Origin of the sequence: Streptomyces africanus (assembly GCF_030816955.1) — a bacterium.
Lineage (GTDB): Bacteria > Actinomycetota > Actinomycetes > Streptomycetales > Streptomycetaceae > Streptomyces > Streptomyces africanus.
Genome location: NZ_JAUSYP010000001.1, coordinates 1,105,374 through 1,125,228, shown reverse-complemented (window position 1 = coordinate 1,125,228; position 19,855 = coordinate 1,105,374). Strand labels below are relative to the sequence as shown.

The following is a 19,855-nucleotide window of genomic DNA, read 5'->3' as shown; positions in this document are numbered from 1 at the left end:
GAGGTTGAGCGTTTTGTAACCGGGACGTGAGGTGGGGGCCGGGGGCAGGGGCGGGGAAGTGCGCCGGTCTCAGGCGGAGTTGCCGACCGGTCTCATGGAGCGCCTCCAGTCCCAGTGGCGGCCCGGATCCGCCTGGCCTGGCCGGGGCCGAACTAGGCCCGCTCGGCGACGGTGGCCGGATCGTCCAGCACCGCTCGCACGACCGAGTGCGCGGCGCCCAGCAGCGGCCCCTGCGGACCCAGCCGGGACACGGACACGGGACAGGCCGGACCCGCCGTGCGGCGCGCCAGCTCGTCCCGCAACGACGGCAGCAACCACGGCGCCAGCCCGGACAGTTCCCCGCCCAGCACCACGCTCTCCGGGTCGAGCAGGTTGACCGCGCCGGTCAGGGCGACCCCGAGCGCCGTGCCCGCGTCGCGCAGGGCTCGGCGTACGTCCTCGTCGCCCTCCGCCGCGCGCCCCGCCAGCAGCCCGACCCGGTCCTCGTCCGGCTCCAGACCGGCCGCGCGCAGCACCGCCTCCTCGCCGGCGTACTGCTCCAGGCATCCGCGCCCGCCGCAGGCGCACTCCGGCCCGTCCGGCTGGACCGGTACGTGCCCCAACTCGCCCGCGAAACCGCGGGTTCCGCGCAGCAGTCCGCCGTCCACCACGACCGCCGCACCGATGCCGATCTCCGCCGACACGTGCAGGAAGTCGCGCGGCGTGCCCTCGCCCAGCCAGAGTTCGGCGAGCGCACCGAAGTTGGCCTCGTTGTCCACGGTCAGCGGGAGGTCCGCCGGCAGCAGGTCACCGAGGTCCGTGTCGTGCCAGTCGAGGTTCGGGGCGCGTACGACGGTCCGGGCGTCGCGCGCCACCAGACCGGGCACGGCCACGGCGAGACCGGCCGGCCACAGGCCCTCGCCCTCCGCGTCGGCGACGACCCGGCGGATGAGTTCGGTGAGCTCGGCGAGCACGGGCCCGGGGGAGCGGCCGCGGTTCGCGCCCTGGCGTACGGCCCGCGACCGGGTCGTGCCGCGCAGGTCCACGGCACAGACCGCGAGATGGTCGACGCCGATCTCCGCGCCGATCCCCGCCGGTCCGCGTCCGCTCAGCGCGAGCGCGGAGCCGGGGCGGCCCACCCGGCCGGGCCGTTCGGGCCCCAGCTCCTCCAGCAGCCCCGAGCGGATCAGTTCGTCGACGAGCGTCGAGACCGCCGCCCGGGTCAGGCCGATCCGCGACGCGACGGCGGCCCGGGACAGCGGCCCCTCGGCCCGGACGGCGTGCAGGACCCGGGCGAGGTTGCGGCGGCGCATGCCCTGCTGGGTGTCCGGCAGGGCGCGTCCCGGCCCGGCCGGACGGGCCTCGTGCAGCGGTGCGGTCATGCCTGACGCCAGTCCTCAGTGGGTGTCCGTGGGCCGCTCCAGCAGCGGAGCCGCGTCGGAGAGTACCCCGGCGATCCTGGCCAGCGTCTCCTCGTCCCGCTCGACGGCGTCGAGCACCGGCCCGGCCGCCGTGTTCCAGCGCCGGGCGACCGCCGCCGGATCCTCCCCGGTCAGCACCCCGGCCGCCTGCGCGGCAGCGCCGAGCGCCACCAGTTCCTTCGCCTCGGGCACCTGCACGGGCCGCCCCGACAGCCGCCGTACGGTCTGCTGCCAGGCCGTGCCCCGGGCGCCGCCGCCGATCAGCAGCAGGGGCGCCGAGGGGTCCGCGTCCTCGTCGAGGACCAGGTCGAGCGCGCCGAGCAGGGAGTGCACGGCACCGTCGTAGGCGGCCTGGAGCAGCTGGCCGGCGGTCGTGTCGTGACGCAGGCCGTGCAGCAGGCCGGAGGCGTTCGGCAGGTTGGGGGTGCGTTCGCCGTCCAGGTAGGGCAGCAGCGTCACGGCCGTGCCGGGCTCGACGGCCTCGCGGTCCAGCCCCAGCAGCGTGGCCACGCGGTCGACGGCGAGCGTGCAGTTCAGGGTGCAGGCGAGCGGCAGCCAGTCACCGCGGGCGTCGGCGAAACCCGCCACCGTGCCGCTCGGGTCGGCGGGCCGCCGCCGCGACACCGCGTACACCGTGCCCGAGGTGCCGAGGCTCATCACCGGCATGCCCGGACGCACCCCGAGGCCCAGCGCCGCGGCGGCGTTGTCGCCGGTGCCGGGCGCGACCAGGGTGCCCTTGGAGAACGGCAGATCATGGCTGTCGCGCACGGTGCCCGCCACCTCGCCGGGCCGGACCACCCGGGGCAGCAGGGCCGGGTCGAGCCCCACGTGCGCCAGGATCTCCTCGTCGTAGCCTTCCGTCCCGGACGCCCACCAGCCGGTCCCGGAGACATCCCCGCGGTCGGTCGTGCCCTGCCCGGTGAGCCGCTCGGTCAGGTAGTCGTGGGGGAGGCGCACGGCCTTGGTGGCGCGCGCCGCCTCCGGTTCGTGCTCGGCCAGCCAGGCCCACTTGGTGACCGTGAAGGAGGCGGCGGGCACGCTTCCGGTGCGCTCGGCCCAGAACTTCGCGCCGCCCAGTTCCTCGGTCAGCCTGCGGGCCTGCGGTGCCGAGCGCACGTCGTTCCACAACAGGGCCGGACGGACCGGCTCACCGCGCTCGTCCAGCGTGACCAGGCCGTGCTGCTGCCCGCCGACCGACACCGCGGCGGCCTCGTGCGCCGCGTCGCCGCACTGGCGCAGGGCCTCGCACAACGCGTCCCACCACTGACGCGGATCGCTCTCGCGCCCGGCCCCCGAGGAGACCGTGTGCGGCGCCTGGCCGCTCGCGACGACCCGGCCGGTCGACGCGTCGACGACCAGCGCCTTGGTGGACTGGGTGGACGAGTCCACGCCGACGACGAGCGGACCCTCGGCTGCTGACATCGGGCTTCTCCCTCTGCTCTCGTCCCGAGACACCTTGTCTCTTCCCAGGAAGGTGCTCGCATACTAATTTGTAAATCGGCATGACGAAATAGCCTCAGCGAGCAAGGAGCCGCGGCATGAGCTACCAGCCCACCCCCGAGGACAGGTTCACCTTCGGCTTGTGGACCGTCGGCTGGCAGGGACGGGATCCCTTCGGCGACGCCACGCGGCGTGCCCTCGACCCGGTCGAGACGGTGCAGCGACTGGCCGAGCTCGGCGCCCACGGCGTCACCTTCCACGACGACGACCTGATCCCGTTCGGCTCCGGCGACACCGAGCGCGAGGCCCACATCAAGCGCTTCCGGCAGGCGCTGGACGCCACGGGCATGAAGGTCCCGATGGCCACCACCAACCTCTTCACGCACCCGGTCTTCAAGGACGGCGCCTTCACCGCCAACGACCGCGACGTGCGCCGCTACGCGCTGCGCAAGACCATCCGCAACATCGACCTCGCCGTCGAGCTCGGCGCCCAGGTGTACGTGGCGTGGGGCGGCCGGGAAGGCGCCGAGTCGGGCGCCGCCAAGGACGTCCGCGCGGCCCTGGACCGCATGAAGGAGGCCTTCGACCTGCTCGGCGAGTACGTCACCTCCCAGGGCTACGACCTGCGCTTCGCGATCGAGCCCAAGCCGAACGAGCCGCGCGGCGACATCCTGCTGCCCACCGTCGGCCACGCCCTGGCGTTCATCGAGCGCCTGGAGCGTCCGGAGCTCTACGGCGTCAATCCCGAGGTCGGGCACGAGCAGATGGCCGGGCTGAACTTCCCGCACGGCATCGCTCAGGCGCTGTGGGCGGGCAAGCTCTTCCACATCGACCTCAACGGCCAGTCCGGCATCAAGTACGACCAGGACCTGCGCTTCGGCGCCGGTGACCTGCGCGCCGCGTTCTGGCTGGTCGACCTGCTGGAGTCGGCCGGCTACACCGGCCCGCGGCACTTCGACTTCAAGCCCCCGCGGACCGAGGATCTCGACGGGGTGTGGGCCTCGGCGGCCGGCTGCATGCGCAACTACCTCATCCTCAAGGAGCGCGCCGCCGCCTTCCGCGCCGACCCCGAGGTCCAGGAGGCCCTGACCGCGGCCCGCCTGGACGAGCTGGCCCAGCCCACCGCCGCGGACGGCCTCCAGTCCCTGCTCGCCGACCGGTCGGCCTTCGAGACCTTCGACGTCGAGGCGGCCGCCGCCCGCGGCATGGCCTTCGAGCGTCTGGACCAGCTGGCGATGGACCACCTGCTGGGGGCGCGCGGCTGAGCGCACGCGCGCGTGCGGGGCTCTTGGCACGCGCGCGTGCGGTGCCCGATCGGCACACGCGTGTGCGCGTCCGTTGGCCGGTCACGGGGTGCGTGACCGGCCAACGGACCCGTAATGCTCCGGAATCATGCGATCCGCGCCATGAGCCCGTATCAACTTCCGTGCGCCCCTGCCGTCTTGAGCGGTGCGCGGCGACTCTGGTCGGTATGGCCACGCCACCCGTTCCGCCTCACCCGCCCCGGCCTCCCCGGCGCCGGAATCCCCTGCTCGTCCTGCTCGTCGTGCTGATGGCCGTCGCAGCCGTGGCCGTCGTGGTGCTGATGGCCAGGGGCGGCGACGACTCGCCGGACCGGGAGCCGCCCGCCGAGAGCACGAGCCCCACCCCCGCCCCGTCCTTCGGCATCCCCACAAAGCTGCCCACCCGGTTGCCCACCGAGCTGCCCAGCAACCTGCCGACCCGGCTGCCGTCGGGCTTTCCCAGCCGGCTGCCGAGCGATCTGCCCAGCGACCTCGCATCGCTCCTGCCGTCCCTGGCCACCGGCGCGCTACTGCCCTGAGCTCGGAGCGGCTCCCTCCGCGGCGGCGAGTTCCGCCGACGTCAGTGCCGTCGCCGGATCCTGTGCGGCGCCTCCCGAGGGCAGCCAGCGGCCGCGCTCCTTGTGGTACGGCCACCACCGGCCGTCCCGGCCGAGGCGCAGCTGGACCGGCGCGCCGACGACCGTCCAGCGGTTGCCCCGTGCCCGCAGCTCCGGCCGCTCGTCCGCGTCCCAGGCCGATTCCAGGGCGGCACGCGCGCGTGCGAGCGTCTCGCCCTGAGCCTTCCACTCCTCGTCGAGCACGGCCAACGCGGCCGTACCGCCGTGCCGCCACGCACGGACCGCCGCTGCCAGCCCCTCCCGGCCGCGCCCCGACCCGTCGGCCAGCCGGTCCGCCACCTCCTGCCCGGGCTCGCCCGCGGCCAGTCGTACGGCGTCTTCCGAGACGGTCGGGTCCGCGCCGGAAGGGCGCCGTTCGGCAGGGTCCCGGAGTGACTCGGCGAGCAGGCGGTGGGCCAGTACGGCGGTCCGCGCGGCCAGGAACTCCAGCGCGGCCGGGTCGATGCCCGGGGCGGGCGGTGTCTCGGTGTCCAGGGACGGCGGCACCCCCGGCTCGTCGGGGAGTTCGGGCAGGGGCGGCAGCGGAGGCAGGATGTCGCCGGCCGCGTACGCCTCGGCCGCGTCCACCCCCTCCTGGCCGGAACGCTCCGCCGCGGACGCGCCGCTGCGCGACTGGAGAGCGTTCAGCAGGGCGACTTCGTCGCGTCCGCGCATCAGGAGCAGGACGAACGGGTCCTGGTCCAGCAGGCGTGCCACCTGGTAGCAGAGCGCCGCCGTGTGCCCGCAGTGGTCCCAGGCTCCGCAACCGCACTCCGGCTCCAGATCGCCCAGACCCGGCAGCAGTTCGACGCCCTCGGCCGCGGCGTCCTCGACCAGGTGCGGCGGCATCTCACGGTCCAGCAGCGCCGCCACGTGACCGGCCCGCTCGACGGCCATGTCCAGGAAGCGGTCCCACTGTCCGGGCGAGAGCTCCTCCAGCAGGACGTCGGCCCGGTGTGCCGTGCGGTCAGAGTCCTGTACGACGGCCGTGAGCCGCCCAGGGCGCACCGACACCGCGCCGACCGCTCCCGCGCGCGCGAGCCGGCGGCCCCTCCTGAGCTGCGCCGAGTCCAGTGCCGTGTCCTCCAGCGCCTTCAGCCACGCCTGACCCCACCAGGTCTGTGCGAAGCCCCGCCCGTGCGCGGGCGGCAGCGCGGCGAACGTGCGCTCCGTGTCACCGTCGTGCCGAGTCATCGCAGCCCCCCTCGCAGTTCGACCAGATCCGCCAGTTCCGCGTCCGTCAGCTCCGTGAGGGCGGCCTCGCCGGAGCCCAGGACCGCGTCCGCCAGCGCCCGCTTGCGGGCCAGCAGTTCGGCGATGCGGTCCTCGATGGTTCCCTCGGCGACGATCCGGTGCACCTGCACGGGCCGGGTCTGGCCGATGCGGTAGGCGCGGTCGGTCGCCTGGGCCTCGACGGCCGGGTTCCACCAGCGGTCGTAGTGCACGACGTGCTCGGCCCGGGTGAGGTTCAGGCCGGTGCCCGCCGCCTTCAGCGACAGCAGGAACACGGGGACTTCACCGTCCTGGAAGCGCCGCACCATGGCCTCGCGTGCGGCGACGGGCGTCCCGCCGTGCAGGAACTGCGAGGGCGTGCCGCGGGCGGCCAGGTGCCGTTCGAGGAGGCGGGCCATCTGCACGTACTGCGTGAAGACCAGCACGCCCGCCTCCTCGGCGAGGATCGTGTCGAGCAGTTCGTCCAGCAGCTCCAGCTTCCCGGAGCGTCCGGCGATCACCGGCCGCTCCTCCTTGAGGTACTGCGCCGGGTGGTTGCAGACCTGCTTGAGGCCGGTCAGCAGCTTCACGATCAGTCCGCGCCGCGCCATGCTGTCCGCGCCGGCGATCTCCGCGAGCGCCTCGCGCACCACGGCCTCGTACAGGCCCGCCTGCTCCTGGGTGAGCGACACGGCGTGATCGGTCTCCGTCTTCGGCGGCAGCTCGGGCGCGATCCCCGGGTCCGCCTTGCGGCGGCGGAGCAGGAACGGCCGTACGAGCCGGGCCAGCCGGTCCGCGGCGGCCGGGTCCTGACCGCCCTCGACGGCCTCCGCGTACCGCCTGCGGAAGGTCCCGAGCCGGCCCAGCAGCCCCGGAGTGGTCCAGTCGAGGATCGCCCACAGCTCCGACAGGTTGTTCTCCACCGGGGTGCCGGTGAGCGCCACGCGCGCGCGTGCCCCGATCGAACGCAGTGCCCGCGCGGTCGAGGAGTGCGGGTTCTTCACGTGCTGGGCCTCGTCCGCGACGAGCATGCCCCACGGCACCTCGGCGAGCCGGGGCGCGTCCAGGCGCATCGTGCCGTACGTGGTGAGCACGAACTCCCCGTCGGCCAGGCCGTCGAGGCCGCGCCGCGCGCCGTGGAAGCGCCGCACGGGTGTGCCGGGCGCGAACCTCTCGATCTCCCGCTGCCAGTTGCCCATCAGGGACGTCGGGCAGACCACCAGGGTGGGCCCGGCGGACCCGGCGTCGGTCTGCCGGTGCAGGTGCAGGGCGATCAGCGTGATCGTCTTGCCGAGCCCCATGTCGTCGGCGAGGCAGCAGCCGAGGCCCAGCGAGGTCATCCCCGCGAGCCAGTTCAGGCCCCGCCGCTGGTAGTCCCGCAGGGTGGCGGCGAGGGCCGCCGGCTGCTCCACGGGCTGCTGCGCCTCGGGGTCCGCGAGCCGCTCCCGCAGGGCCGTCAGCCACCCGGTGGGCCGCACCTCGACCCGGCGGCCGTCCACCTCCGCCCAGCCCGTCAGGGCCGCGCCCAGCGCGTCCACCGGCGTCACCTTGTGGTCCTGCCGGGAGCGGGCCAGACGCACCTCCTGAGGGTCGATCAGGACCCACTGGCCGCGCAGCCGCACCACGGGGCGCTTGGCCTCGGCGAGCCGGTCCAGCTCCTCCCGGCTCAGCCGCCGGTCGCCCAGCGCGAACGACCAGTCGAAGGCGAGCAGCGCGTCGGCGGACAGGAACGACGGCATGGCCGCGAAGGACGTGCCGGACTCCGGCTCGTCGTCGGCAGGGCCCACCTCCGCGCGCGTGGTGAGCTCGTCGCGGGTCAGTCCCTTCGGCCAGTGCACGTCCACTCCGGCCGCCGCCAGCGCCCGCGCGCCCGCGCCGAGCAGCTCGGTGACCTCCTCGTCGGCGAGCTCGACCGCGTCCGGCACGGTCGCCGACAGCAGGGGCATGAGCGGGGTCCAGGCCCGGGCCGCGCGGCGCAGGGCGAGCAGGGCGTCCATCCGCGCGCGCGGGCCGAAGGCTTCGCCCCCGGCGCCGGACCAGACGTCCGCGGCGTCCGCCACGAGCGCGGGATCGTTCACGCTGTGCACCTGGAGCACGGCCCGGAACGTCACGTCCGCGTCGTCGTCCGCGTCGTCGTCCGCCGCGTCCGCCGCGTCCGTCAGGCCGCCCGCGTCGACGCGCAGCGACAGCCGCACTCCCGCGTCGTGGCCCGCGGCGACGTCGGCGGCCCACGCCCGCTGCTCGGGCAGACGCACCGGCTCGGGCGACGCGTAGGCGGGGCCGCCGGTGACCAGCGGCGCGGCGGGGGAGCGGGGCAGGGTGTCGGCGACCGCGTCGAGGAAGGCGCGCAGCAGCCGCTCCGGGTCCGGCAGCCGCAGGGGCCCGGCGCCCGCCAGTGGCACGGCGTGCGCCTCGGGCGGCATGGCGGCGGCGAGGCGGCGCACGGCCTCGACGTCCTCGGCGCGCAGCGGGCCCGTCCGCCAGGCATCGTGGTCGGCCGGGGACAGCCCCGGCAGCAGCAGTCCGCGGGCCACGAGGTGCAGGGCGTGCGCGGCCGCCGCGCCCCAGAACACGGTGGACCGGTGCCCATGACCCTCGGCACGCGCACGTGTGAGGACCGGCAGGGCCGCGCGCACCGGCAGCAGAACCGCGGGCACGCTCAGCGGCTCGACGCCGTCACCGCCGGGCACGACGACGGTCAGGTCCGCGGCGGACGCCGACGTCACGGTCGGCGGGGCCTCGCCGTCGGGCCGCCAGAAGGCGACGCTGCCGGTCCGGGCCGGGTCGCCGGGGACGAACACGGTGCGGCAGCGGGCCAGTTCGGGGAAATGGGAGGAGGGTGCCGGGGGAGTCGGATGCTCGGCTATGGCTGATTCCTCAAATTTGACTAGCGGGTCGGAGTCGCCGAGGGTACAGCACTTCTGGCGCACGCGGGTATGACTGATGTGTGACGTGAGTCACTATGGGGAGGTCGGGGGTGTGTAGGGGGCGCACCTCAGGGATGTCTCAGGGTCGCGGTCCGGAACTGCCGCAAGCGCGGGCCCGTTTTCGAGACAGAGAGCGGCAGTGGCCGCGAAGGAGGCGACAGTCATGTCGAAGAACGCCAAGATCGCCGTAGGCGGTGTGGCGGTCGGGCTCATCCTGCTGATCTGGCTGCCCTGGTGGGCCGCGCTTTTGATCATCCTGGGAGTCCCGGCCGCCGCGTACCTCACGCTGGACCCCTCACAGCGGCGCAGGCTGCGCCGTGCCACCCGGAAGGAACTGGGCCGTTGACGCGCTGCTGACCAGCGCGGCGAAGGCCGCACCGGCTAGCTTCGGCCGTACGGCCCACCAGCTCAGTTCGGCCGTACGGCCATCTTGTCGAGGGCCTCGAGGAGGCCCGGCAGCTCCGGCCCCCGCCCCACCGGCAGGACCTCGCCGGGTTCCTCGTCGAGCAGCACGAAGGCGATGTCGTCGGTCCTGGCCACGAGCGACCAGCCGGGACCGTCGGCCCGCAGGGTCCGCGCGTCACCCGGTGCGAACGACGACCGGACCCGGCCCAGCGGCGGCGGCGAGTCGATGTAGGTGCGGGCCTCCGCGAGAACGCGCCGGATGCCGCTGTGGCCCTGCTGCCCGTTCCCCCCGCTTCCGTCCGGACCGCCGGCCGCCGCGCCCGCGTCGCCCGGTGGCGCCGAGGACCCCGGCGCCGGGAAGGCCGAGTCGTCGACCTGTTCCCGCCACGTCGCCCACTGAAGCGCGATCTCGTCCGCGCCCAGGCGCCGCTGGGCGGGGCCCCAGACGGTGGTGTCCGGCGGAGCCAGCGGGGGCCGGTCGTCGGCCTCCGGGCCGGGATCGTGCGGCGCGGGCACTCCGGGTGCCGCGACGGCGACCGCGAGGGGCCAGCCGGGCAGGGCCGCGACGACCGTGCGCTCGTCGGGCGACAGTTCGTACTCCATCCCGCAGTCCCAGGACGCGATCGCGACGGCCACCAGGGAGACGTCGTCGATGACCACGGTCCACCGGGCGCCGTCACCGTCCTGGCCGAGCACCAGCCCGTACCCGTCGGCGAGCGGCGCGAGGCCGAGCGCCGCGCACGCCTCCGGATAGTCGTCGCCCAGCACGCTCGGGAACTTCGCCGGCGTCAGCAGCACCGCCGTGAGCACATAGAGCGCGTCGTCCGCGGCGGCGACGGTGTCCTCGTCCGTCCCGGCCATCCCAGCCTCCCCATTTCGTCCACCGGCGCGCACCCTAGTGCGCGCGCAAGCCCCTTGTCACGGGCCCGCAAGCACACGTGGAGCTGCCGTTTTCCGGCGGACGGGGCGAATCGGCCGTCCCCGCCGGGTGCGTCACTCCGCCGGCAGCCCCAGCAACTCACGGGCCACGGTCCGGGGTGACTGGCCGCGTTCCCGCGCGAGCGCGACGACGGCCCGGCAGGCCAGCTCGTTCACCCCGAACGACAGCGCCTCGGGCGACACCCAGCCGGCCGCCTCGTCGGCCCGCTCCTGGTCGTCCTCCGCGTTAGCCGTGACGTAGGCCGCCGCCGCCTCGAAAAGATTGTGTGGACGTTTGTCCCCGCCGGCCTTCGGCTCCGTGCGCAGGGCGTGAGCGACTCTTCCTCCGGCCTTGCGGACCTTGCCCCACATGCTGACCACCTTCCCCCAGTGCGGATGTCCCGCCGTGCCGGTCATCTCCCGGACACCAACGTAAAGTTGCAGATCCGGTGACAGAAGGGGGACGGCACTGTGAAGCGCTTCGCGCGCCTGGAACAGATACGGCGGATGGACCCGTACCGGCAGGCCACGGAGATCTACCGGCTGAGCGTGGCGTACGAGTTCCCGTGGGACTTCACCCGCGCCCTGGAACTGGCCCTGTACCGCACCTACGCGGTCCCGAGCATCGGCCGGCTGCTCGCCGAGACGGAGGAGCTCACGGAGCGGACGCAGAAGCGCTACGACGACACGTCGCTGCTCCTGGACGCCGTGGTCGAGCACGGCTTCGGCAGCGACCAGGGCAGGACCGCGATCCGCCGCATCAACCAGATGCACCGCAGCTACGACATCAGCGACGACGACATGCGCTACGTGCTCTGCACGTTCGTCGTGGTGCCCAAACGGTGGATCGACGCCTACGGGTGGCGCAGGTTGTCGCGCCACGAGATCGTCGCCAGTGTCGTCCACTACCGCACGCTGGGCCGGCACATGGGCATCAAGGACATCCCCGAGACCTACGAGGAGTTCGAGACCTGCCTCGACGACTACGAGGCGGACCGCTTCGCCTGGGACGAGCAGGCCCGGCGGGTCTCGGACGCCACGCTCGACCTGATGTCCTCCTGGTACCCGCGCCCGCTCGCCCCGCTGCTGCGCACCACGACCCTCGCCCTGCTCGACGACTCACTGCTGCGTGCCTTCCGCTACACCCCGCCGAGCGCCGCCACGCGCGCGTGGGTGCGTCGCGCGGTACGGCTGCGGGGCCGCGCCGTCCGTCTGCTGCCGCCCCGGCGCGCCCCGCACTTCGCCCGCCAGAACTGGGAGATCAAGGGCTACCCGGACGGCTACCGGCTCGCCGACCTGGGCACGCGCCCGGTCCCCGGCGTCCGGGGCTGTCCCGTGCGGCACGTGGCGGCGTCGGACACCGAGGCCGGGTGACGCGGCTGCTCAGTCCTCGCGGACGGCGACTGCTCAGTCCTCGCGGACGGCGAGCGCCAGGAAGCGGGAGTCCTCGTCGACGTACGACGTCATGCGCCACCCCGAACCGGCCAGCAGCGGCCGCAGGTTGGGCTCGGCGCGCAGGTCGTCCGGGGTGAGCGCGCGGCCGTGGCGGGCGGCCAGGGCCGCCCTGCCGATCGGGTGGAACAGCGCGAGCACACCACCGGGGCGCACCACGCGTGCCAGCTCCCGCAGGTCCTCGGCCGGACTCGGCAGGTGCGAGATCAGCCCCGCCCCGAACACGGCGTCCAGCGCGTGTGAGCGCAGCGGCAGGGCGGCGACGTCCGTGAGCAGCAACGCCCCGTCACGGTCCCGTCCGGCCCGCACGGCCTCCCGCAGCATGGCCGGGGTCAGATCGGCGCCGAGCACCACACCCGAGGGCCCCACGGCGGCACGCAGCGGCGGCAGGGCGCGTCCGGTGCCGCACCCCGCGTCGAGCACGCGGTCGCCCGCGCGCAGTCCGAGTTCGGCGACCGCGGCCGCGTAGGCCGGACCGTCGTCGGGGAACCGGCTGTCCCAGTCGGCGGCGCGGGCGGTGAAGAACTCCTGGACACGCGTCTGGTCGTCGCTCATGTACGGCATGATTCCTCACCGGCACGGATGACGCCTCAGTGCACACGTTCGAGCGTGACCCGATCGTTCCGGTACATCCTTGCGTCATATTCCAACACCTTTCGAAATGCGCCCCCTTTGTGCGCCCCTGCCGGGTCTAGCGTCCCGGGGCCATGGGACACCTGGACCACGCCGCCCTGGGTTGGCTGACCCCCGCACTGTCGTACGTGATGGCCTGCACAGGCGCCGCACTCGGACTGCGCTGCACCGTCCGCGCGCTCGCCGCCACCGGGCGCTCGCGCCGCAACTGGCTCGTCACCGCCGCCTCGGCGATCGGCACCGGCATCTGGACCATGCACTTCGTGGCCATGCTCGGTTTCAGCGTCGGCGGCACCGATATCCGCTACGACGTGCCGCTCACCCTGCTGAGCCTGCTCGTCGCCATGGTCGTGGTCAGCGCCGGCGTCTTCGCCGTCGGCTACAGCCGGGACCGCGGCCGGGCCCTGCTGATCGGCGGGCTCACCACCGGCCTCGGCGTCGCGAGCATGCACTACCTGGGCATGGCCGCTGTCCGCCTGCACGGCGACGTGGCCTATGACCCGGTGCTCGTCGGGCTCTCCGTCCTGATCGCCGTCGTCGCCGCGACGGCGGCCCTGTGGGCGGCGCTCAACATCAAGTCGGCCGTCGCGGTCACCCTCGCCTCCCTGATCATGGGCGCGGCCGTCAGCAGCATGCACTACACCGGGATGTTCGCGGTGAGCGTGCGCGTGACGCCCTCGGGGGAGGCACTGCCCGGGGCCACGGCGATGCAGTTCGTCTTCCCCCTCGCCGTCGGCCTCGGGTCCTACCTCTTCCTGACCTCCGCCTTCGTCGCGCTGTCGCCGACGGCGGGGGAGCGCGAGGCGTCCGCGTCGGCCCAGCGGCCGGTCGAGAACGTCGCCCGTTAGCCGCGGGCAGACCCCCATAGCCCGGACGGCATGCCCTGAAGCCGGGGTGACACGCCCCGAACCACCCCCGAGCGAGGAGTTCATGCGTACACCCCGTAGGACCCCCGAGGCCGGCGCCGAGGCGCCGCCTCCGCGCGGGCGCCGCGCGCACGCCGGACCACCGGCCGACGAGGACGGCGAGGCCCTCTCGGAGGCCGCACCGGACGGAGCGGCCACGCGCGCGGAGCGCTGGCACATACGCCCCCGTACCGTGCGCGCCAAGATCGTCTGCCTCCTGATGGTCCCGGTCGTCTCCCTCCTGGCCCTGTGGGCCCACGCCACCGTCACCACCGCCCAGGACATCTCCCGGCTGCGGCAGGTCCAGCGCGTGGACGCCACGGTCCGCGCCCCCGTCTCCGCCGCGGTCGCCGCCCTCCAGGCCGAACGCGCCGCCGCCGTACGCCACGCCACCGACCCCTCCGCCGCGGGGACCGACGAGCTGGACGAACTCGCCCGGCGCACCGACCGGGCCGTCGCGAAACTGCGGCTCGGCGAGGACAGCACCGTCGCCGACAGCGAGGACCTGCCCGCCGGAGTCGCCCGCCGCCTGGAGGCGTTCGTCACCGGTGCCGGGCAACTGCGTCCGCTGCGGACCGAGGTGCGGGACCGGCGCGCGGACTGGGCCGAGACGTACGGCGGCTACACCCGGACCATCTCGGACGCTCTCGGCGTCGGCGGTGCCCTCACCGGCATCCAGGACGCCGACCTCGGCTCCGACGCGCGCGTGCTGCTCGAATTCTCCCGCGCGGGCGAGGCCTTGGCCCGGGAGGACGCCCTGTGGGCGAGCGCCCGCCTCTCCGGGACACTGACCGGGGAGCGGCTTCGGCTCTTCACCGGCGCCGTCGAACTGCGCCGCTCCCTGACCGAGTCGGCCGTCGCCGACCTGCGCGGCACCGAACGCGCCGCGTGGAGCGCCCTGACCGAGAGCAGCGCATATGCCGGGCTGGGCGACGCCGAGGACGGGATCCTCGCCGCCGGACCGGGCGCCAAGGCGATCGACGCGGCACCCGAGAGCACCTGGCACACCGCCCACGCGCGCGTACAGAACGGCATGCGCGCGATCGAGAACGACGCCGCACGCGACGTCGCGGAACGAGCCGACCCGTTCACCCGGGGACTGCTCACCCCGGCCGGCGCGGCCGTCCTGCTCGGACTCGCCGCCGTCGCCGCCTCGCTCGTCATCTCCGTACGCATCGGCCGCGGCCTCGTGGTGGAGCTCGTGAGCCTGCGCAACAGCGCCCTGGAGATCGCCCGGCGCAAACTCCCCGAGGCCATGCGGAGACTGCGCGCGGGCGAGGAGATCGACATCCGCGCCGAGGCACCGCGGGGACCGGCCGCCGAGGACGAGACCGGGCAGGTCGCCGAGGCCCTCGGCACCGTCCACCGGGCCGCGCTGCGGGCCGCCGTCGAGCGCGCCGAACTCGCCAGCGGCATCTCCGGCGTCTTCGTCAACCTCGCCCGCCGCAGCCAGATCCTCGTCCATAGGCAACTGAGCCTGCTCGACAGCATGGAACGCCGCTCCGACAACCCGAACGAACTGAGCGACCTCTTCCGCCTCGACCACCTCACCACCCGCATGCGGCGCCACGCCGAGAGCCTGATCATCCTCTCCGGAGCGGCCCCGGGGCGGGCCTGGCGCATGCCCGTCTCCCTGACCGACGTGGTCCGCGCGGCCGTCTCCGAAGTGGAGGACTACGCGCGCGTGGAGGTACGGCAACTCCCCGAGGCGGCCGTCGTCGGCGCGGCCGTCGCCGACCTCACTCACCTCCTGGCCGAACTCATCGAGAACGCCGCACAGTTCTCGCCGCCCCACACGCGCGTGCGCGTCACCGGCGAACCCGTCGGCAACGGCTACGCCGTCGAGGTCGAGGACCGCGGCCTCGGCATGGGCAAGGAGACCCTCGCCGAGGCCAACCGCCGCATCGAGCAGTCCGAGGCGCTCGACCTGTTCGACAGCGACCGGCTCGGCCTGTTCGTGGTCAGCAGGCTCGCCGCCCGGCACGGCGTCAAGGTCCACCTGAGGACCTCGCCGTACGGCGGCACCACCGCGGTCGTCCTGGTGCCCACGGCCCTGCGGCACACCGGCGCCGCGGAACGTTCCCACGGTGAAGCGGTGCACGCGCACCAGCGCGAGGAGCGCGCCCACGCGCGCGTGCCCGACGACCTCCCGCATCAGGACACCGTCCCCGACGCCGTCCCGGCACCGGCCGGCCGGCGCTCCCTGGTGGCTCCCGTCCCGGCCGTCGCGGAGACCGCGAGCCATACCCCACCCCCAGGAGTGGCCACCTTGCGACTGCACCGGCCCCAGGAGCAGGCCGACGACTCCGGCGACCTCCCGCGTCGCGTACGGCAGGCCAGCCTCGCGCCCCAACTGCGAAACGGGCGACCCGAAGAGCCGCCGCCCTCGCCCGCGCCCCGGGACGACGAACGCACGCCCGAGGCCGTCCGGGACCGCATGGCGGCGTACCGCGCCGGCTGGACGCGCGGCGGCGGCAGGCAACCCGGCCGCGGAACCACTCCCCGCCCGACGGGCAGCCACAGCAGCGAAGGAGACCCCGCATGATCCAGGACCCGAGCACGCATTCCGCCCGGAGCTCCGGCGAACTCGACTGGCTGCTGGACGATCTGGTGCTCCGCGTGAGCGAGATACGGCACGCCGTGGTGCTGTCCAACGACGGCCTCGCCGTGGGCGCCTCGACCGACCTGCGCCGCGAGGACGCCGAACACCTCGCCGCGGTCGCCTCGGGCTTCCACAGCCTCGCCAAGGGAGCCGGGCGGCACTTCGGTGCCGGCGGGGTCCGCCAGACCATGGTGGAGATGGACGAGGGCTTCCTGTTCGTGGCCGCCGCGGGCGACGGATCCTGCCTCGCCCTCCTCACCGCCGTGACCGCCGACATCGGCCTGGTGGCCTACGAGATGGCACGCCTGGTCAAACGCGTCGGCGAGCACCTCGGCACCGCGCCCCGCGTCGGCGCCCGGCCACCCGCCGCCGGATGAACGGAGAGGGCGGTCCGCGCAGATGACCGAGGACACGACGGGCACCCCGGCCGAGCAGGGCAGCCAGTGGTACGACAACGAGGCCGGCCCGCTCGTCCGGCCCTACGCCATGACGGGCGGACGCACCCGGCCCGGCCCCACCGGCGTGCGGTTCGACCTGATCGCCCTGGTCACGCTCGACCCGGCCGCGCCCGGCGTGGACGACGCCCCGCTCGGCCCGGAACACCGCAACCTCCTCGATCTGTGCCGTACGGAGACCCAGTCGGTCGCCGAACTCGCCGCAGACGCGGATCTGCCCGTGGGCGTCGTCCGGGTCCTCCTCGGCGACCTCCTGGAACTCGGCTGCGTAACCGTCAGCCGCCCCGTGCCGCCGGCACAGCTGCCCGACGAGCGCATTCTGCGCGAGGTGATCGCAGGACTGAGGGCGCTGTAGACGCAGGCACTCCACCACCTGACGCACGCACACCACCACCCGACCCACGCACACCACCACCCGACTCACGCACACCACCACCCGACCCACACACCCCCCCGTACTCACCGCCCCTCGCCTCACCTCACCCCTTGCCGGCACTCCCGAGAGAAGTGATCAATGGTCTCCGAGCACTCCGACGCCACCGGCGGCGAGACCTCCGCACTGGCGTTGAAGATTCTGGTCGCCGGCGGGTTCGGCGTGGGCAAGACCACCCTGGTGGGCGCCGTCAGCGAGATCCGGCCGCTGCGCACCGAGGAACTGCTCAGCGAAGCCGGCCAGTTGGTGGACGACACCGACGGCGTGGACCACAAGACCACCACGACCGTCGCCATGGACTTCGGACGCATCACCATCCGCTCCGGCCTCTCCCTGTACCTGTTCGGCACACCGGGCCAGGACCGGTTCTGGTTCCTGTGGGACGAGTTGTCACAGGGGGCGCTCGGCGCGGTCGTCCTCGCGGACACCCGGCGCCTGGAGGACTGCTTCCCCGCGGTCGACTACTTCGAGCACCGGCGCATCCCGTTCGTGGTGGCCGTCAACTGCTTCGCGGGCGCCCGGCGGCACGGCGCCCCGGACGTCTCACGCGCCCTCGACCTCGACCAGGGCACACCCGTGGTGCTGTGCGACGCCCGGGACCGCGACTCGGGGAAGGAGGTCCTGATCCGGCTCGTCGAGTACGCCGGGCGGATGCACACCGCCCGGCTCCTCGACTCGGTCGGATGACCGAAGGGCACGGGCCCCGCGGTCAGTCCGCGACGTCCCGCTCCGCCAGGACCCTGTCGATGGCGACCCGGACGAGGAGTTCGCCCGGGACGCCGTTGCGGGCACCGAACTCCTCGGCGCGTTCCTCGCCCATGTACCGGGCGCCGATGCGGGTGGCCCAGTGGCGTATCTCGTCGAGGTCCTCAGAGACACGGGCGCGGCCCCGCAGGACCACGAAGGAGTACGGCCGCCGGTCGTCGTCCACACACAGGGCGACCCGGCCGTCACGGATGAGATTGCGCCCTTTCACGGTGTTCTTGCCGGTGTTGAACACCAGCTCGTCGCCGTCCAGGACGAACCAGATCGGGGCCACATGCGGGCTCCCGTCGGCCCGGACCGTGGAGAGCTTTCCGGTGCGGGTGCCGTGGGAAACGAACTCCCGCCATTGCGCGTCGGTCATCTTCTCTGCCATGGCTCCCATCCTCCTTGCCCCGGCAGCGGTCGTGGGGAAGGCTGGCGTGGAGATCCTCCGGCCAGGAGGAGAATCGCACGGGGAGAAAACGGGGAGATCGGAACATGGCGCAGAACCAGGGACTGGACTGGCTGCTGGACGACCTGACCGAGCGCGTCCACCAGGTGCGGCACGCACTGGTCCTGTCCAACGACGGCCTGGTGACAGGGGCGAGCACCGGACTGCGCCGCGAGGACGCGGAGCACCTCGCGGCCGTGTCGTCCGGACTGCACAGCCTGGCCAAGGGCTCGGGACGGCACTTCGGCGCGGGCAGCGTACGCCAGACGATGATCGAGTTCGACGACGCGGTGCTTTTCGTCACCGCGGCCGGCACGGGCAGTTGTCTGTGCGTCCTCAGCGGCGCGGAGGCCGACATCGGCCAGATCGCCTACGAGATGACCCTGCTGGTCAACCGGGTCGGCGAGCACCTCGACGTCGATGCGCGCCAGCCTGAACGGAAACCGGAAACAGACGTCTGACCTGGGTGTTCGCCATCCCCCGCGGAGTTATCCACAGGCTCGCCACGCGATCCGCCGAAGCGGCTACGGTTTTTTCACGGCGACCGCACACGGCGTGAGCCGCTGACGCTGACTCCACGGGGGAGACCGACCATGTCAGGCACCATCGCGAAATCCGACCGCCTCACCTGCGCCCCGAGCCGGGCCGCGCGCGAACTCGACCTCAGGCGCGGTGACTTCGACCTGGCGGTGAATCTCGGACTCATCCGGACCGTCCCCGACGAAGGAGGCGGAGGCCGACGGGTCGCCCGCGCCGAGATCGACCGGCTGCGCGCCGAGGACGGCTTCCCGGACGCCTTGCGCGAGCGCGTCGCGACCGTGGGCACCCATGGGGGTGCCGAGATCATGGACGTGACACCCACCAGGTTCACGAGCCTCGCGCGCTTCGGCCTCCTCGTGCCCGTCCGCTCTTATCTGAACCGCTACCGCACCGTCGTCTGGCTCTATCTGGCCGAAGAACTACGGCAGTTCGCGGCCGACAAGAGCAACACCCGGCTGCTGACCGGCCGCATGCCCGCGGAGGTGCGGCAAGGGCTGAAGGCAAAGCTGGACCGGCGGCCCCGCAACTGGCGGGGACGGCACATCGGGTTCCTGCTGCGGCAGGCGGGAGACGACCCGTGGGCCCACGCGGCGGCCGTGGCCTGCCTCCTCGACCCGGCCGACGTGGCGGACGTCGTCGAGGACCCGTACGAGCGCGACCATCTGAACCGTTGCCGCCCCCGGCTGCCGGCACACGGCGCGCCCGGCTCGCCCGCCGCCGAGCGGGCCCAGGAGCTCATGACGGCGAGCGAGCCGGACGAAGTGGCCTGGTTCCGCGCGGACCTCGCCCACACGATGGAAACGGCCCGAAGGCAACACCCGGCACCACGTCCGGCCCCGGAACCGGCCCTACAGCAGGAGGCCCGCCCGGCACCCCCGGACCACCCCCCCTTCCCAGGGCGTCCTGGGCTGGCTGCGTCGCAGAGGCCGGCGGCCTACGGGGTGACCCTGCCCGCCCCCTGCCGGGCGGAGGGCACGGGCCCCGCCGTCCGCCCGATGAGCGATGAGTTTCCGGATGCGTCCCGGTCCGACCTGTGAGGAGACTAGGTCCGGGAGGCGATCATGTTCGGTACGACGAAGGCGTTCAGCGGGTTCTCCGTGAACGACATCGAGGCGGCCAGGACGTTCTACGGAGACACGCTGGGACTGCGCGTCTCGGAAGAGCACGGCCTGCTGACCCTGCACATCGCGGGCGACCGGGACATCCTGGTCTACCCGAAGGAGGACCACACCCCGGCGACATACACCATCCTGAACTTCCCCGTCGACGACATCGAGGCGGCGGTCGACGAGCTGAGCAGAAGGGGGGTGCGCTTCGAGCGCTACGACCACCTCAAGACGGACGACAAGGGCATCTTCCGCGGCGGCGGCCCGCTGATCGCGTGGTTCACCGACCCGGCGGGGAACGTGCTGTCCGTCCTCCAGCAAACCTGAACCGC

The 19,855-nt window shown here is 73.6% G+C and carries 20 protein-coding genes; 12 read left to right on the top strand and 8 right to left on the bottom strand.

Going from position 1 to position 19,855, the window contains the following annotated elements; genetic code table 11:
- Positions 1-152: 152 nt before the first annotated feature.
- Together QF034_RS05270 and xylB are read right to left on the bottom strand one after the other, a co-directional pair.
- Complete coding sequence (locus QF034_RS05270; protein ID WP_307173826.1) at positions 153-1,361, bottom strand: ROK family transcriptional regulator; 1,209 nt, start codon at positions 1,359-1,361, stop codon at positions 153-155.
- 15 nt (positions 1,362-1,376) lie between these two features.
- Positions 1,377-2,822, bottom strand: coding sequence for a xylulokinase (xylB, locus tag QF034_RS05265; protein WP_307173825.1), 1,446 nt, complete (start codon positions 2,820-2,822; stop codon positions 1,377-1,379).
- A 116-nt stretch (positions 2,823-2,938) separates the two neighbouring features.
- On the opposite strand from xylB, the gene xylA reads away from it, so the two are divergent.
- Both xylA and QF034_RS05255 read left to right on the top strand, forming a co-directional pair.
- Positions 2,939-4,105, top strand: a complete 1,167-nt coding sequence (gene xylA, locus QF034_RS05260) for a xylose isomerase (RefSeq protein ID WP_307173823.1) — start codon at positions 2,939-2,941, stop codon at positions 4,103-4,105.
- 206 nt (positions 4,106-4,311) lie between these two features.
- Complete coding sequence (locus QF034_RS05255) at positions 4,312-4,662, top strand: hypothetical protein (protein WP_307173822.1); 351 nt, start codon at positions 4,312-4,314, stop codon at positions 4,660-4,662.
- Here QF034_RS05255 and QF034_RS05250 read toward each other — a convergent pair.
- Together QF034_RS05250 and QF034_RS05245 are read right to left on the bottom strand one after the other, a co-directional pair.
- A complete protein-coding gene (locus QF034_RS05250; RefSeq protein WP_307173821.1) occupies positions 4,651-5,934 on the bottom strand; it encodes an SWIM zinc finger family protein in 1,284 nt (427 codons plus the stop codon). The two genes, QF034_RS05255 and QF034_RS05250, sit on opposite strands and share 12 nt — an antisense overlap.
- Complete coding sequence (locus QF034_RS05245; protein WP_307173820.1) at positions 5,931-8,753, bottom strand: SCO1167/SCO6262 family helicase; 2,823 nt, start codon at positions 8,751-8,753, stop codon at positions 5,931-5,933. Before QF034_RS05245 ends, QF034_RS05250 begins: the two co-directional genes overlap by 4 nt.
- A 289-nt stretch (positions 8,754-9,042) precedes the next feature.
- On the opposite strand from QF034_RS05245, the gene QF034_RS05240 reads away from it, so the two are divergent.
- Complete coding sequence (locus tag QF034_RS05240) at positions 9,043-9,225, top strand: tail-anchor membrane protein (protein WP_037674045.1); 183 nt, start codon at positions 9,043-9,045, stop codon at positions 9,223-9,225.
- A gap of 62 nt (positions 9,226-9,287) precedes the next feature.
- On the opposite strand, the gene QF034_RS05235 is transcribed toward QF034_RS05240, so the two are convergent.
- Positions 9,288-10,145, bottom strand: coding sequence for a hypothetical protein (locus QF034_RS05235; RefSeq protein WP_307173819.1), 858 nt, complete (start codon positions 10,143-10,145; stop codon positions 9,288-9,290).
- Positions 10,146-10,277: 132 nt separating this feature from the next.
- Positions 10,278-10,574 (bottom strand): hypothetical protein, encoded by a 297-nt coding sequence (locus QF034_RS05230; protein WP_307179803.1) that lies wholly within the window; start codon positions 10,572-10,574, stop codon positions 10,278-10,280.
- A gap of 99 nt (positions 10,575-10,673) precedes the next feature.
- Here QF034_RS05230 and QF034_RS05225 point away from each other — a divergent pair, with 99 nt between their 5' ends.
- Complete coding sequence (locus QF034_RS05225) at positions 10,674-11,576, top strand: oxygenase MpaB family protein (protein WP_307173818.1); 903 nt, start codon at positions 10,674-10,676, stop codon at positions 11,574-11,576.
- Between the two features lie 33 nt (positions 11,577-11,609).
- On the opposite strand, the gene QF034_RS05220 is transcribed toward QF034_RS05225, so the two are convergent.
- Positions 11,610-12,209 (bottom strand): class I SAM-dependent methyltransferase, encoded by a 600-nt coding sequence (locus QF034_RS05220; protein WP_307173817.1) that lies wholly within the window; start codon positions 12,207-12,209, stop codon positions 11,610-11,612.
- 152 nt (positions 12,210-12,361) lie between these two features.
- On the opposite strand from QF034_RS05220, the gene QF034_RS05215 reads away from it, so the two are divergent.
- The 5 genes from QF034_RS05215 to QF034_RS05195 all read left to right on the top strand — a co-directional run bounded on the left by QF034_RS05215 (position 12,362) and on the right by QF034_RS05195 (position 17,369).
- The gene (locus tag QF034_RS05215) at positions 12,362-13,135 is read left to right on the top strand and encodes an MHYT domain-containing protein (protein ID WP_307173816.1); all 774 of its coding nucleotides are present in this window, start codon (positions 12,362-12,364) and stop codon (positions 13,133-13,135) included.
- A gap of 82 nt (positions 13,136-13,217) precedes the next feature.
- Positions 13,218-15,737, top strand: a complete 2,520-nt coding sequence (locus tag QF034_RS05210; protein ID WP_307173815.1) for a sensor histidine kinase — start codon at positions 13,218-13,220, stop codon at positions 15,735-15,737.
- Positions 15,734-16,171 carry a roadblock/LC7 domain-containing protein gene (locus tag QF034_RS05205; protein ID WP_020277336.1) on the top strand — a complete coding sequence of 146 codons (438 nt, stop codon included), beginning with the start codon at positions 15,734-15,736 and terminating at the stop codon, positions 16,169-16,171. The genes QF034_RS05210 and QF034_RS05205 overlap by 4 nt, the downstream gene beginning before the upstream one ends.
- A gap of 22 nt (positions 16,172-16,193) precedes the next feature.
- The gene (locus tag QF034_RS05200; protein WP_307173814.1) at positions 16,194-16,604 is read left to right on the top strand and encodes a DUF742 domain-containing protein; all 411 of its coding nucleotides are present in this window, start codon (positions 16,194-16,196) and stop codon (positions 16,602-16,604) included.
- A 159-nt stretch (positions 16,605-16,763) separates the two neighbouring features.
- Positions 16,764-17,369 carry a GTP-binding protein gene (locus QF034_RS05195; protein WP_307173813.1) on the top strand — a complete coding sequence of 202 codons (606 nt, stop codon included), beginning with the start codon at positions 16,764-16,766 and terminating at the stop codon, positions 17,367-17,369.
- Between the two features lie 22 nt (positions 17,370-17,391).
- Here the strand turns inward: QF034_RS05195 and QF034_RS05190 are convergent, their stop codons facing one another.
- Positions 17,392-17,820, bottom strand: a complete 429-nt coding sequence (locus tag QF034_RS05190; RefSeq protein WP_307173812.1) for a PPOX class F420-dependent oxidoreductase — start codon at positions 17,818-17,820, stop codon at positions 17,392-17,394.
- A 104-nt stretch (positions 17,821-17,924) separates the two neighbouring features.
- On the opposite strand from QF034_RS05190, the gene QF034_RS05185 reads away from it, so the two are divergent.
- The 3 genes from QF034_RS05185 (at position 17,925) to QF034_RS05175 (ending at position 19,850) form a co-directional block, all read left to right on the top strand.
- Positions 17,925-18,338, top strand: coding sequence for a roadblock/LC7 domain-containing protein (locus QF034_RS05185; protein ID WP_020277333.1), 414 nt, complete (start codon positions 17,925-17,927; stop codon positions 18,336-18,338).
- A gap of 132 nt (positions 18,339-18,470) precedes the next feature.
- Positions 18,471-19,454, top strand: a complete 984-nt coding sequence (locus QF034_RS05180) for a DUF6397 family protein (RefSeq protein WP_307173811.1) — start codon at positions 18,471-18,473, stop codon at positions 19,452-19,454.
- Positions 19,455-19,478: 24 nt separating this feature from the next.
- Positions 19,479-19,850, top strand: a complete 372-nt coding sequence (locus QF034_RS05175; protein WP_307173810.1) for a VOC family protein — start codon at positions 19,479-19,481, stop codon at positions 19,848-19,850.
- Positions 19,851-19,855: the final 5 nt, after the last annotated feature.